The organism is Neorhizobium alkalisoli (assembly GCF_002968635.1).
Taxonomy (GTDB): domain Bacteria; phylum Pseudomonadota; class Alphaproteobacteria; order Rhizobiales; family Rhizobiaceae; genus Neorhizobium; species Neorhizobium alkalisoli.
This window is the reverse complement of sequence record NZ_PVBN01000013.1, coordinates 111,993-125,874: the sequence shown is the minus strand read 5'-3', so window position 1 is coordinate 125,874 and position 13,882 is coordinate 111,993. Positions and strand designations below refer to the sequence as shown.

General features: G+C 61.9%; 11 protein-coding genes. 7 read left to right on the top strand and 4 right to left on the bottom strand.

From position 1 onward, the window contains the following. Nucleotides 1-16: 16 nt before the first annotated feature. Together aspS and C5L13_RS24040 are read right to left on the bottom strand one after the other, a co-directional pair. Nucleotides 17-1,807 (bottom strand): aspartate--tRNA ligase, encoded by a 1,791-nt coding sequence (aspS, locus tag C5L13_RS24045; RefSeq protein ID WP_105385797.1) that lies wholly within the window; start codon nucleotides 1,805-1,807, stop codon nucleotides 17-19. Nucleotides 1,808-1,967: 160 nt separating this feature from the next. Then, nucleotides 1,968-2,498, bottom strand: a complete 531-nt coding sequence (locus C5L13_RS24040) for an isoprenylcysteine carboxyl methyltransferase family protein (RefSeq protein WP_105385796.1) — start codon at nucleotides 2,496-2,498, stop codon at nucleotides 1,968-1,970. Between the two features lie 168 nt (nucleotides 2,499-2,666). Here C5L13_RS24040 and C5L13_RS24035 point away from each other — a divergent pair, with 168 nt between their 5' ends. The 3 genes from C5L13_RS24035 to C5L13_RS24025 all read left to right on the top strand — a co-directional run bounded on the left by C5L13_RS24035 (nucleotide 2,667) and on the right by C5L13_RS24025 (nucleotide 6,137). Next, a complete protein-coding gene (locus C5L13_RS24035) occupies nucleotides 2,667-3,905 on the top strand; it encodes an MFS transporter (protein WP_105385795.1) in 1,239 nt (412 codons plus the stop codon). Between the two features lie 77 nt (nucleotides 3,906-3,982). After that, nucleotides 3,983-5,128: a ribonuclease D gene (gene rnd / locus C5L13_RS24030; protein WP_105385847.1), complete on the top strand. Its 1,146-nt coding sequence runs from the start codon at nucleotides 3,983-3,985 to the stop codon at nucleotides 5,126-5,128. 4 nt (nucleotides 5,129-5,132) lie between these two features. Continuing rightward, nucleotides 5,133-6,137, top strand: a complete 1,005-nt coding sequence (locus C5L13_RS24025) for a DUF2891 domain-containing protein (protein WP_105385794.1) — start codon at nucleotides 5,133-5,135, stop codon at nucleotides 6,135-6,137. 8 nt (nucleotides 6,138-6,145) lie between these two features. On the opposite strand, the gene C5L13_RS24020 is transcribed toward C5L13_RS24025, so the two are convergent. Beyond that, on the bottom strand, nucleotides 6,146-6,553 hold the full coding sequence (locus tag C5L13_RS24020; protein ID WP_105385793.1) for a DUF2000 family protein: 408 nt from the start codon (nucleotides 6,551-6,553) through the stop codon (nucleotides 6,146-6,148). A 106-nt stretch (nucleotides 6,554-6,659) separates the two neighbouring features. Between C5L13_RS24020 and C5L13_RS24015 the strand changes: the two genes are divergently transcribed. The 4 genes from C5L13_RS24015 to C5L13_RS24000 all read left to right on the top strand — a co-directional run bounded on the left by C5L13_RS24015 (nucleotide 6,660) and on the right by C5L13_RS24000 (nucleotide 12,285). Continuing rightward, entirely contained in the window at nucleotides 6,660-7,448 is a 789-nt protein-coding gene (locus tag C5L13_RS24015; RefSeq protein ID WP_170117317.1) for an AraC family transcriptional regulator, read from the top strand. 122 nt (nucleotides 7,449-7,570) lie between these two features. Continuing rightward, nucleotides 7,571-8,929: an esterase-like activity of phytase family protein gene (locus tag C5L13_RS24010; protein WP_105385791.1), complete on the top strand. Its 1,359-nt coding sequence runs from the start codon at nucleotides 7,571-7,573 to the stop codon at nucleotides 8,927-8,929. A gap of 215 nt (nucleotides 8,930-9,144) precedes the next feature. Further along, a complete protein-coding gene (locus C5L13_RS24005; protein ID WP_158693515.1) occupies nucleotides 9,145-10,215 on the top strand; it encodes an NAD(P)/FAD-dependent oxidoreductase in 1,071 nt (356 codons plus the stop codon). 315 nt (nucleotides 10,216-10,530) lie between these two features. After that, a complete protein-coding gene (locus C5L13_RS24000; RefSeq protein WP_105385789.1) occupies nucleotides 10,531-12,285 on the top strand; it encodes a peptidoglycan D,D-transpeptidase FtsI family protein in 1,755 nt (584 codons plus the stop codon). A 75-nt stretch (nucleotides 12,286-12,360) separates the two neighbouring features. Here C5L13_RS24000 and ppx read toward each other — a convergent pair whose 3' ends face one another. Further along, the gene (gene ppx, locus C5L13_RS23995) at nucleotides 12,361-13,881 is read right to left on the bottom strand and encodes an exopolyphosphatase (protein ID WP_105385788.1); all 1,521 of its coding nucleotides are present in this window, start codon (nucleotides 13,879-13,881) and stop codon (nucleotides 12,361-12,363) included. Nucleotide 13,882 lies beyond the last annotated feature (1 nt).

The following is a 13,882-nucleotide window of genomic DNA, read 5'->3' as shown; positions in this document are numbered from 1 at the left end:
CAACGCGTTGAGGCGCTCAGTCCTTCTTCGCTTGCGGCATGACGCGCAGCGAAAGCTCCATGAGCTGCTTCGGGGTCGCCGGCGACGGTGCGTTCATCAGCAGGTCCTGAGCCTGCTGGTTCATCGGGAACAGCGTGATTTCGCGCAGGTTCTTGGCGCCGAGCAGCAGCATGACGATACGGTCGATGCCGAATGCGCAGCCGCCATGCGGAGGGGCGCCATACTGGAATGCCCGATACATGCCGCCGAAGCGCTCTTCGACATCCGTCTGGCTGAGGCCCACCAGCTCGAAAGCCTTGACCATGGCTTCCGGTGACTGGTTACGGATCGAGCCCGAGGCGATTTCGAAGCCGTTGCAGACGGCGTCGTACTGATAGGCCTTGAGCGACAGCGGATCCTTCGTCTGCAGCGCCTCAAGACCGCCCTGCGGCATCGAGAACGGATTGTGCGCGAAGTCGATCTTCTTGTCCTCGTCGCTCCATTCGTAGAACGGGAAGTCGATGATCCAGCACAGCTCGAACCGGTCGCGATCGACGAGGTTCAGATCCTCGCCGGCCTTGGTGCGGGCTTCGCCCGCGAACTTGTAGAACTTCGCCGGTTCGCCGGCGACGAAGAAGCAGGCATCGCCCGCATCGAGGCCAAGCTGGGTGCGGATCGCTTCGGTGCGCTCTTCGCCGATGTTCTTGGCAAGCGGGCCGGAGCCGCCGATCTTGCCGTCCTCTTCCTTCCAGAAGATGTAGCCGAGACCAGGCTGGCCGAGCGACTGGGCCCAGGCGTTCATGCGGTCGCAGAAAGCGCGCGAACCGCCGGTCTTGGCCGGGATCGCCCAGACTTCGACCTTCGGGTTCGAGGCGATCATGCCGGCGAAGACCTTAAAGCCGGAGCCGGCGAAATGGTCTGTGACAGCCTGCATCTCGATCGGGTTGCGCAGGTCCGGCTTGTCGGAACCGTATTTGCGGATCGCAACGTCATAGGGAATGCGCGGCCATTCCTTGGTGACCGGCTTTCCTTCGGCGAACTGCTCGAACACCGAGGTCATGATCGGCGCCATCGTATCCCAGACATCCTCCTGGGTGACGAAGCTCATTTCCAGGTCGAGCTGGTAGAACTCGCCCGGCAGGCGGTCGGCGCGCGGGTCTTCGTCGCGGAAGCAGGGGGCGATCTGGAAGTACCGGTCGAAACCGGCGACCATCAGCAGCTGCTTGTACTGCTGCGGCGCCTGCGGCAGCGCGAAGAAGGTGCCGGGATGGATGCGGCTGGGTACGAGGAAGTCGCGTGCGCCTTCCGGCGAAGAAGCCGTCAGAATCGGTGTCGTGTACTCGCCAAAGCCTGCCGAATTCATCCGGTTGCGGATGTCGGCGATGATCTGGGTACGCTTGACGATGTTCTTGTGCAGCGTTTCGCGGCGCAGGTCGATGAAGCGGTACTTCAGGCGCACGTCTTCCGGATATTCCGGTTCGCCGAAGACCGGCAGCGGCAGCTCCTTGGCGGCGGCAAGCACTTCGATCTCCTGGGCGTAAAGTTCGATCTCGCCGGTCGCCATGCCCTTGTTGACGGTGTCATCCGAGCGCGCCTTGACGAGGCCGTCGATGCGGATCACCCATTCGCCACGTACGGTTTCGGCGACCTTGAAGGCCGGGCTGTCGGGATCTGCAACCACCTGGGTCATGCCGTAGTGGTCGCGCAGATCGATGAACAACACGCCGCCATGATCTCGCACGCGATGCACCCAGCCGGACAGGCGGACGGTGGAACCGACATCGGACTTCCGAAGGGCGGCACAGGTGTGGCTGCGGTAACGGTGCATTTTCAAGTATCCTGGACTGGTGCGTTTTGCGGCAATCGGCGTGCGAAGCACGGCCAGCCGGCTTTAAGGAAAATCGGCGGGAAAAGCGCATGATGGGCCTGCTTTGTCAAGGCAGAACCGATTTCCGGGCAAAAACGAGAGCAACAGATGGGCAGCCTGCTCAGTGCCGTGCCGCCGCCTGAAACAGATCCCGCATCGCCCTTTCCTCCTGCACGATCCGGACGGCCAGGATGACGAGATAGACTGGCAACCCGATGGCGAGGGTGAAATAGGCATGGAAGATCAAGGCATAGCCAAAGAGTTCCGGCAGTATGTTCAGGAAATAGTTGGGATGGCGGACGGTTCGGAACAGCGCATGCCTGCTCACCGGATGGTTCGGGGCGATCATGATCTTGACGGTCCACACGGCCCCGAGAAGCCTGACGATCCAGGCAAGCATCAGCATCGATGCCACGAAGGCGACCAGACCGGTCATGGAAACGGCGTCGAACTCGGCGCCCCTCACCCATCCTTCTGCGAACGCCGCGAAATAAAAGGCCATATGGGCGAGTGCGAGTAGCTTGGTATTCAGGGCTCCGTGTTCGACCGCTCCCTCCGCCCGCATTTTCTTTTCGTGCCGCTTCGACACCAGGACACTGGCGATTCGGGCTGCTGCTGCGGCAAGGAAGATGACGACTAGAATGGGACTCATGGGCTGACCTCCGCTCTTCCCTCCGCATTAACGCAGCGGTTGTCGCCAAGCCAACAGGGATCGACGCCGACATGCAGGATTTCCGAAGACAAAAGTGATGTCATTCGTCTATGACTCGTTCGGACCGCGTTACGGCGCGATCAAGCAGTGCCTTCCGCGAAAGCCTCCATGAGCCACATCCGTCCGCTGATCCCCCTTCTCGTCACCGCAGGCATCCTGATCGGCGGCAACGGGCTGCAGGGCACGTATATCGCGCTACGCGGTTCCGCCGAGGGCTTTTCTCCCTCCATCATCGGCATGATCGGCGCGGGCTACAGCGTGGGTTTCGCGGTCGGCTGCATCTATGTCAGCCGCCTCCTGCGCGCCATCGGCCATATCCGTACCTTCGCGGCCATGGCGGCGATCGCCGCATCCGCTTCCCTCAGCGTGTCGATGATCATCGACCCCGCATTCTGGTTCGTGATGCGCTTCGTGATCGGCATTGCGGTGGCGAGCCTCTTCGCGACGGTCGAAAGCTGGATCAACGCCAAGGTTACGAATGCCAACCGGGCCCGAACCCTCTCGATCTACCGCCTCGTCGACCTCAGTTCGGTAACGATCGCGCAATATATCATCCCGGCGGCCGGCATAGACGGCTCCGTGGTCTTCAACATCATCGCGATCACGTTGACGCTTTCCCTCGTGCCTATCTCGCTTGCGGACAAATCGAGCCCCGCGCCGCCCGAAGCCGTTGCCTTCGACCTGAAGGCGGTCTGGCGCATCTCGCCGCTCGCCGTCGTCGGCGTCGTTTCGGTCGGCCTGTCGATGGCCGCCTTCCGCAATATCGGTCCGATCTATGCGGAAGCGATCGGCATGAGCATCACATCCATCGCCACCTTCATGAGCGCCGGCATCATCGGCGGCGTCGTGCTGCAATATCCGCTCGGCATCTATTCCGACAAACTCGACCGCCGGCGCGTCATTCTCTGGACGACGATCGGCTCGATCATCACCGGCGCTTATCTCTCCTTCGGCGCCGGCACCAGCGAGACGGCCAACATCATCAGCGTCTTCCTGTTCGGCGCCTTCTCCATGCCGCTCTATTCGCTCTGTTCGGCGCATGGCAACGACTATGCGAAGGACGGCGAACATGCCCTGGTCTCGGCGGGCCTGCTCTTCTACTGGTCGGCAGGCGCAACCGTCGGGCCGCTGATGGCCTCCATGCTGCTCGAATATTACGGGCCGCGGGCCTTCTTCGCCTATACCTCGTTCATCTTCATCGGCTTCATGATCTTCACGCTGAGGCGCATGCAGGCACGGCCTTCCGTGCCGCCGTCGCAGAGAACCTGGCGCTTCCGCTCGCTCTTGAGAACGTCGGCCTATTTCAACAAACTTGCCGGTCCACCCGACAAAGATGAGCGAGAGTAACGCTCAAGCCTTCTCCTGTATTGACATATGCGGCAGGAAGGAGAAGGAAAGCTGACCACCCTCATGTGAATGAAAAGATGATCCAAACGACCGCCGCACTCGAAGAAGCCTGTATCCAGCTGGCCCAATCGGACTTCATCACCATCGATACCGAGTTCCTCAGGGAGACGACCTTCTGGCCGGAACTCTGCCTGATCCAGATGGCGAGCCCGACGCTCGAAGTGCTGGTAGATCCGCTCGCCAAGGGGCTGGACCTCAAGCCCCTCTTCGAGCTTATGGCGAACCCGGCGGTCACCAAGGTATTTCACGCCGCCCGGCAGGACATCGAGATCATCTATCATCTCGGCAATCTGGTGCCACATCCGATCTTCGACACGCAGGTCGCGGCCATGGTCTGCGGCTTCGGCGACTCGGTCTCCTACGATCAGCTCGTCAGCCGCATCAAGAGCGTCCATATCGACAAATCCTCGCGCTTCACCGACTGGAGCCGCCGCCCGCTTTCCGAAAAGCAACTCGAATACGCTCTCGCGGATGTCACCCATCTGCGCGATGTCTATCTGTTCCTGAAGGAAGAGCTGGAACGCGAAGGGCGGGCATTGTGGCTGACCGAGGAGATGGCGGTCCTCGAATCCAAGGAAACCTACGACCTGCATCCCGACGATGCGTGGCTGCGGCTGAAATCCCGCCTGAGAAAGCCTGCGGAGCTTGCCGTCCTCAAATTCGTCGCCGCGTGGCGCGAGCGCGAAGCGCGCAGCCGGAATGTGCCGCGCTCGCGCGTCTTGAAGGATGATGCGATCTATGAGATCGCCCAGCAGCAGCCGAAGGACACGGAAGCCATGTCACGCCTGAGGACGATCCCCAAAGGTTGGGAGCGCTCGGCCTCGGGCGCCGCGATCATCGAAGCGGTGAATGCCGCCCTCGCCCTGCCGAAGACCGAAATGCCGCACGCACCGAGGCATGTGCATGTGCCGGAAGGCACGGCTGCGGCGGTGGAGCTCCTCAAGGTCCTGCTGAAGCTGATCTCGGATCGCGAAGGCGTGGCGGCCAAGATCATCGCCAATACCGACGATCTCGAGAAGATCGCTTCCGAAGGCGACAAGGCGGAGGTGGCCGCCCTTCACGGCTGGCGGCGCGAACTCTTCGGCGAAACCGCCCTCAAACTGATCGATGGCGGCGTCGGCCTGCGTTTCGTCAACAAGAAGGTCGAGGCGGTCGAGTTCTAGAGCCATGCCCCAAACCCTGACCGCCGAAACCGCCCAGCAATTTGCGACGATCGCGCTAGGGCATGTGCGGCGGGAATATCCGAACAAGCCGGCCAATGCCTTTGCAGGCCCCGAAGACGCCAGGACACCCAGCCAGCTCCACCCGATCTTCCACGGCAGCCTCGACTGGCATTCCTGCGTCCACGGCTACTGGATGATGGCCTATATCCTGCGCAAGTTCCCGGAGGTCGCGGCCGCCGAGAACATCCGCGCATTGTTTGACGAGATGCTGGTGCCGGACAAGGTCGCCGGTGAGTGCGCCTACATGGCGGCTCCGCTCGCCCGTGGATTCGAGAGACCCTATGGCTGGGGCTGGCTGCTCAAGCTTTCCGCCGAATTGTGTTTGCTCGACGACCACCGCTGGTTCGCAAACCTGAAACCGCTCTCGGATGTGTTTGCCGGACGTTTCACGGACTTCCTGCCGATCGCCACCTATCCGGTCCGGGTCGGCACCCATTTCAACACCGCCTTCGCGCTGCGGCTTGCAGCCGACTATGCCGAAACCGTCGGTGACGCCGCGCTCGGCAAGCTGCTTCATCAAACGGCGATACGATGGTACGGCGGAGACGAAGCCTGCCCGGCCTGGGGCGAGCCTTCCGGCGACGACTTCCTCTCGTCTGCCCTGATCGAGGCCGAATGCATGCGGCGGCTGATGCCGGAATACGCGTTCATGCGTTGGTTCGATCGCTTCCTACCGGAAATCGGGATCGAGAAGCCTGCTACGCTTTTCTCGCCGGCATCGGTTTCGGATCGCTCGGACGGCAAGATCGCCCATCTCGACGGGTTGAACCTTTCCCGCGCCTGGTGCTGGCGCTCGCTTGCAAAAGCGCTTCCGGGCACCGATCCCCGCCGATCGATCATGGAAAGGGCGGCCAGGGAACATCTGGCAAGTGCGCTTGCCCATGTCCAAGGCGATTATATGGGCGAACATTGGCTAGCAAGCTTTGCCGTGCTGGCGCTCGAAGCATAATCGCTTGCTCAGGGATGCATCTTCGCGCCCTTGATGATCTTGTCGACGATCTTTTTCTCCGCTCTCAGCGCCAGGCCGACCAGCTTGGCATCATCCGGCGCGAATTTTGCGAAGACTTCGCGGTTGGCGGCATCGTGGCCGGTCGCAAACATCTCCTCGATATAGGCAGAGGCCGTCACCTCGCGCTCGATCGCGCGGCGGTGGGCGGTCCGAAGCGTCTCCTGGTCCGCCGCCAGCACGACGATCGGCTGAATGCTCATCGGATTGTAGACATGGCCTGCCGCATCCCGATATGCTTCGCCGATGACCGCGGGATGCTGGGCGATGATGCCGCTCGTCAGGAATGCGGTCACATTGAGCTCCTGCCAGGGGGCGAGGTCATCGCGAAGCACGATCGCGATCTTGGTATCGAACATGAAGAACAACTCCGTCGAAGGTTATGCGAGAGGCGATGAGATAGCGGCGGCGCCCGCCGGCGGTCTTGAACGTTCGTGCCAAAGTCTGGAGAAGCCTGACGGCATCGTGCAGGCCCCCTCCTCCCTCGGCATCGAGCGGATCGAGGCGCGCTTCCATGGGAACGGCTTTTCTCCGCACCGGCACGATACCTATGCGCTCGGTTTCACGGTTTCCGGCGTGCAGACCTTTCAGTATCGCGGCGCGCTCCGCGCCAGCCTGCCGGGCAATGTCATCGTGTTGCATCCGGACGAAGTGCATGACGGCTCCGCCGGCACGGAAGACGGTTTGCGCTATCGGATGCTCTACCTGCCGCCGGAGCGGCTGATCGAGGCGAACGGAGGCGCGAGCAGCCTGCCGTTCGTGCCTTTGCCAGTGGTCGACGATCCGGATTTCCGCCAATGCCTCGCCGAGGCGCTCGACGATCTCGAAGCCGAACCGCAGGAATTGCTGCTGGACGATATCGTCGTCCGTCTCGCCCAGAGCCTCTGGCGTCACGCCGATAGCCGCGGTGGGACTTCGGGCGCGTCGACGGCACGCGAGGCCATTCTCCGCTGCCGGGACTATCTGCAGGAGAATTGCGACCGCGCCGTCTCTTCGGAGGAACTGGAGGCGGTCAGCGGCCTTGACCGCTATACGACCGCGCGGCAATTCCGCCGCCTTCTCGGCACCAGCCCGCACCGCTATCTCGTCATGCGCAAGCTCGACCGCGCCAAGCTCCGGCTCTCGGAAGGCGGTACTCTTGCGGATGCCGCGGCCGATGCCGGCTTTGCCGATCAGGCCCATTTCACCCGCCATTTCAAGAAGACGTTCGGCATGACGCCAGGCCGATGGGTGGCGCTGCGGCAAAGCGCCTGAGCCGCTTTTTAGCTTTTAAAAATCCCGTCATCAAAGCTTCACCGAAGCTTCAAAGTTCCATCACCTGCCCGTCATGCGCCCTCCTTAAGCGGTTGCCATCACGCCAACCAGAAGGTGCTCCCATGACCAGACTCCTCCTCGCTTCCGTCGCGCTTGCCGCGCTCGTCGGCGGTTCAGCTTTCGCCGAAGAAAAGGCTTTTCCGGCCAAGCTCGTCGGACAGGCGATCCTGCCGGCCAACACGGTTGTCGCAGCACCCGCCGATGCTCCGGCCTTCCTGAAGACTTCCGGCAAGTTCACCACGGCCGACCGCAAGCGCACCGAAGCCCTGGGGACTGTGCCGGGCAAGGACGGCGCCCGCATCACCGACGTCAAGCTGCCGCTCGACGGCCAGCCGGTGCAGGGTTTTTCCGGCATCAAGACGATGGCCGACGGCACATTCTGGACGCTCTCCGACAACGGCTTCGGCGGCAAGACCAACTCCTCCGACGCCATGCTCTTCCTGCATCAGATGAAGTTCGACTGGGCCGGCAACAAGGCTGAAGTGGTCAAGAACCTCTTCCTTTCGGACCCGAACAAGATCGCGCCATTCCCGATCGCCATGGAAGCATCCGACACCCGCTACCTCACCGGCGCCGATTTCGACATCGAATCGATCCAGCCGGTTGCCGACGGTTTCTGGCTCGGCGACGAATTCGGCCCCTATCTCATCAAGGTCGATCTGCAGGGCCGCCTGACCGACGTCGTCCCGACGCTGCTCGACGGCAAGCCGGTCTCCTCGCCGGACAACCCAACGCTTACGACGCCCGCCAATCCGACCGCCAAGATGGGCGCCTTCAACCTGAAGCGCTCCGGCGGTTATGAAGGCATGGCGATGTCGAAGGACGGCTCCAAGCTCTACGGCCTTCTGGAAGGCGCGATCTACAAGGAAGACGGCCAGGTCGAACAGGTGGACGGCCAGACCGCGCTGCGCGTCATCGAGTTCGATGTCGCCTCGAAGAAGTGGACGGGTCGTTCCTGGCTCTATCCGCTCTCCAAGGGCGGCGAGGCAATCGGCGATTTCAACATGATCGACGCCTCGACCGCACTCGTCATCGAGCGCGACAACGGCGCCGGCACGGCCGAGAAGGCCTGCGCCGATCCGGCCAAGCCGGAAGCCACCTGCTTCAATTCGCCGGCGAAGCACAAGCGCGTCTACAAGATCGAGATGAGCGACGCCAATGTCGGTCAGGCCGTCCGCAAGATCGGCTATATCGATCTGATGAAGATCCAGGATCCCGAGGAAAAGAAGAAGGCCGGCAATGTCGAGGGCATCTACGACATGCCTTTCGTGACGATCGAGAACGTCGACATCGTCGACGCCACCCATCTCGTCATCGGCAACGACAACAACCTGCCATTCTCGGCAGGCCGCGCCGTCGACAAGGCCGACAACAACGAATTCAGCCTCATCGAGGCCGCCGAATTCCTGGCTGCCAAGTAAGCGATCCAGCCCGAAAATCGAAAGAGCGTCCGGCGCAAGCCGGGCGCTCTTTTTTGTTCGAGGCAGTTCCGCGTAGAGCCACCTGGTGACTGTGCGCAACAGCAAACGGCGCGCGCGACGGACACGGCGCGGATTTGGCGCTCCTTGTCATGCCGTCGTCGTACACGATGCCTACCGACGACGCGACTACGACCGCTCGTTTTCAGGCTGCGCTCATGAGATTGAACCAACCACGTATCGCCGTCATCGGTGCCGGCATCATCGGTTCGGCCATCACCTATAACCTCGCCATTCGCGGTGCAGATGTGCTGCTGCTGGATGAAGGCCCGGAACCAGGCTCCGGCGTCACCGGTCGCGCCTTTGGCTGGGTCAACGTCATCAACGGTACACCCGACCATTCCAGCTACGCGCTCTGGCGGGAGGCCGTCGCCGAGTATCAGCATCTGAAAACCGCCCTCCCCGAAGCCCTGTCCGATGCCCGCCCGGGGTCACTGATATGGAGAGCGACACCACAGGAGACGGAGCAACTCGCGGATCTCCATCGGCGCGCGGGTGAAGACATCGAGTTGTTGAGACGGGGAGTGGTTGCCGAATGGGAACCGCATCTGCGCCAGGTCCCGGAATGCGCGGTTTTCTCGCGTAACGATCTTGCTCTCGACCCGGCACGACTGGCCGGCACCTATGTCGGCGCCGCTCTTGCGGCGAGCGCCGTGGCCCGGTTCAGCGAAAAGGTAGCCGCCGTCCAAACCGAAAACGGCCGGGTGACCGGTATCCGGGTTGCGGGTGGCACTCTCAAAGCCGATGTCGTTGTAATGGCTGCCGGAAGCGCCATCAAAACGCTTGCCGGCGAGATGGGCATCGACATTGGCGTCGAGACATCACCAGCGATACTCCTGCGCTACGCCTGTAGCAGGCCTGTCGTCAGTCGCATCCTGCGCGGCCCCCGCCTGGAAGTTCGCCAAGCGGGTGACAACACGCTTTTTGTGGCAAAATCCTACGTCGATGATGGTATCGAGAACGGCCCGCAGGCGATCGGTCAGCGGACATTGGCCGTGATGAAAGACGAGCTGGATCTGCCCGATGACGTCAGGCTGACAAGTGCTGACGTCGGAAACCGCCCGGTCTTCGCCGATGGCTTGCCGCGCCTTGGTTTTTTGCGACCAGTGGAAGGACTTTACATCGCCGTCGGTCATCCGGGCGTCATTCTGGCACCGCTGATCGGGCGCCTCGCCGCCGAGGAAATAGTGGACGGACGAAGGACCGGTCTTATACCCGACCCCAAGTGAGCCCCTTTGGGAGGAGCGACCTCCCCTTCTCTGAAGACAGCGCCGTCCTGCCGGGCTCTTTTCGTTCACGTCGATGTGGTCGCGACGGTGGGGCTTCGCACGCCCGAACCGTTGCCGCAACAGCCATCGGTTAATCTCCGGCTAAGAGAACCAATGCAACTTTAATTGTATATTAATGCAACTTTAAAGATGCTCGGCAGCCCGCCAACTCTTCTGTTGGTTTCCGACCCAACCAGGCGCAGGTTTGGATCACCGGTTGAAGGGCGGCTCAAATTCACCTTCACCGGCTTATTTTATTTATTGGATCGGTTCGGAATGATCTCTTTTATCGTCCGGCTCAAAAGCCGTGCCCATTTTGTCGTGAAGAGCGATCTCACCGCGAAAAATGCGACCTTCATGGGTGGCCGCGCATACCGCAAGAAGCAGGCGAAACAGCGGCTCGGGATCATTATCGCCGGGTTTCTTGCAGTTTATGTCCTGATCGGTGCGCGCCTCGTCCAGTACGGTCTTGCCGAGCCCGTCATGACCGGAATGATCTTCACGAACCCCGTCGCGTCCCGGCCGGACATCGTTGATCGCAACGGGGAGTTGCTGGCCACGGACCTCAACACGATTTCGCTTTACGCCGACCCCCGCAGGATCATCGATGCCGACGAGGTCGTCGAAAAACTTGCCTTCGTCATCCCAAATCTCGACTGGAGCGATACCCACAGGAAGTTGCGATCACGGACCGCATTCCAATGGCTGAAGCGTCAGCTTACACCCAAGCAGCAGGCGGATATTCTCGCTCTCGGCATTCCCGGTATCGGCTTCAGACCGGAAAAACGCAGGTTCTACCCCGGCGGGGTCACCGCGTCGCATATCGTGGGCCATGTCAACATCGACAATGAAGGCCTTGCGGGCATGGAACGATACCTGGACCAGCAGGGTCTCGTTGATCTTCGCTTGGCCGGATTGACCGGCGGCGCCCCGCTCGAGCCCGTCAGACTGTCAATCGATCTTCGCGTCCAGAATATCGTCCGCGAGGTCGTCGCGAATGCGATGACCTCGTACAAGGCGGAAGCCGCGGGCGGGGTCGTGCTCGATGTCGAGACCGGCGAAGTCGTCGCGATGGCATCGGTGCCCGATTACGACCCGAACGAACCGTCCCGGACACTGCCTGATGGCAGTGTGGATAAGGAGTACGAAAAGGGCTGGTTCAACCGGATGAGCAATGCGACCTTCGAGATGGGCTCCACGTTCAAGAGCTTCACGCTGGCGATGGGGCTGGACGAAGGCAAGATCAACTTGAATTCCGTTGTCGACGCCTCGCGGCCGATACGCATGGGTGGCTTCACGATCAAGGACTTTCGCGGGAAGAACCGCCAGCTCACGATTCCGGAGGTCTTCCAGTACTCGTCAAATATCGGCACCGCTGCGGTCGCGGACAAGGTTGGCATCGAAGGCCATCGGCAATTCCTCACGAAGCTGGGGCTGCTGTCCAGGATGGAAACCGAAATGCCGGGCGTGGCGACCCCGACCCAGCCGAAGATCTGGAAGAAGATCAACTCGGTCACCATCTCGTTCGGTCATGGGGTCGCGACCACCCCGCTGCAAACCGCGGTTGCCGCCGCCGCCCTTATCAACGGGGGAACCCTTGTCCCTCCGACCTTTCTTCCCCGCTCCCGCGAACAGGCGGAATTGGTTTCAAGCTTGGTCATCAAGGAAAAGACGAGCGCCGACATGCGCTATCTCTTCGACTGGAACGGGGTAAAAGGCTCGGGCCGCGGCGCGCAGGTCGAAGGTTTCAATGTGGGTGGCAAGACGGGCACTGCCGACAAGGTAATCAACGGGCGATATGCCAAGGATATCAACTTCAACGCATTCGTTGCGGCTTTCCCCATGGATAAGCCCAAATACATCGTGCTCTCCATCATCGATGCTCCACGGACGGGAGAACACGGAGGACGGACCGCTGCATCCACCGCCGCGCCCATGATCAAGGAGATCATCGGCCGGGCGGCACCTCTGCTCGGCGTGCGGCCGCGCTTCGGACCAGCGGGCGACCCGAATCTGCTTGCAGACTACTAGGCCTTTCCGGATAGGATCGGAGCATTCCGCCGGAATGCGGAGCAAGGCGGTCACGCCCCGCGCCAGACCGCCGCCCTACTCGAATACGAATGCCAACCTCTTGCCGGTCAGCCTCGCAAGCTGCTGCAACCGTCCATCCAGCCGCTCGCCGGCGAAATTGCTGTAGGCGTGTGGCACGACGAATTCGAGGTCGAGGTTCGCGTCGGACGACGGCCGGAAGGTCAGATTATGAACGAGACCCGGCATGGACGCGGAGAACAGGTAGACTACCCGGAGCAGACCGCCGAGAAGCTTGGCGAGGTCAAGCAGGCGCGGCGTGGCGATCGTCGCGAGCGGACCCGTCGCGCCATCGTCGTTCAGCCCCTCGAAGCGATGATAATTGGCAAGCGCGAGATAGGCCCGGCCCGCATGGGTGATGCCGACGAAGGATGAATGGGCAATAAGGTTGAGCGCCTGCAGGCCGCGGTAGTCCGGGTGAGCACGCCAGCTTATGTCGGCGAGCAGGCAGGCCGCCTGGCGATAGCGGCTTTCCTCTTCCGTCTCGTTAATCCCGAAAGCGGGCACCATCTGGCCGGTCCAGTCGGCAAGCTCGCGGGCGTGTTCGGGCGAGCGGGCGCGCAGGATGGCTAGCTGATCGGCGGCAACCAGCAGCGGATCGCTCGCCTTCTCCTCGTCGGGCAGCAGTGAATACAGATAACCTTCGCGCACGCCCTGGGCGGAAAAACTCACCCGCGCGGGCTTCATCACGCTCAGCACTTCCTGCATGGCGATGGCGCCGAAGGGCAGAAGCGAGCGGCGGCTTTTCGATACCGTCTGCCAGGCCGGTTCCTTGGAGTCCTTGGCGGCGATCACCTCTTCGAGGAACCTCTGCATCTCTTCGAGCGGCAGTTCGTAGCCCTGCATCATATGCAGCGGGTATTTGGTGATCTCCATGTGGAGCTTGGCGATGTTTCGCCAGGTGCCACCGACGGCGTAGAAGGTGCGGCCTGCACCCTGCTCGAGGAAGCGGGCGGTATTGACCTGTTTGCGGGCAAACGCGCGGGCCTTGGAGAGCGAATTGCCGGAGGATTCGGATAACCGCAGCCCTCCGAGCGGCAGGGTGATGCCGCGGCCGAATTCCTGCCCCCTTATGTCGATCAGCTCAAGGGAGCCGCCGCCGAGATCGCCGGCGATCCCGTCCGCGTCGTGGAAGCCGCTGATGACTCCGAGTGCGGAGTAGCGCGCCTCTTCCTCGCCCGAAAGGACCTGAACCGGCTGGCCGAGAATTTCTTCCGCCTCGCGGATGAAGTCCGGGCCGTTGGAAGCTTCGCGCGCGGCGGCGGTGGCAAGCACATAGACGTGGCTTGCGCGCGCCTGTGTCGACAGCGCACAGAAACGCTTCAGGGCCGCAAGCGCCCGGGCGACGCCTTCGTCATCCATGCGGCCGTTCGAGCCCAAGCCTTTGCCGAGCCCACAAAGCACCTTCTCGTTGAAGAGGATGGTCGGCGCGCGCGACATGCCTTCATAGATGACGACACGGACGGAGTTCGAACCTATGTCGATGACGGAAACAGGGGCAATGCCCGGAAGGCGCCCCTGGGCTTCTGATCTTACCATA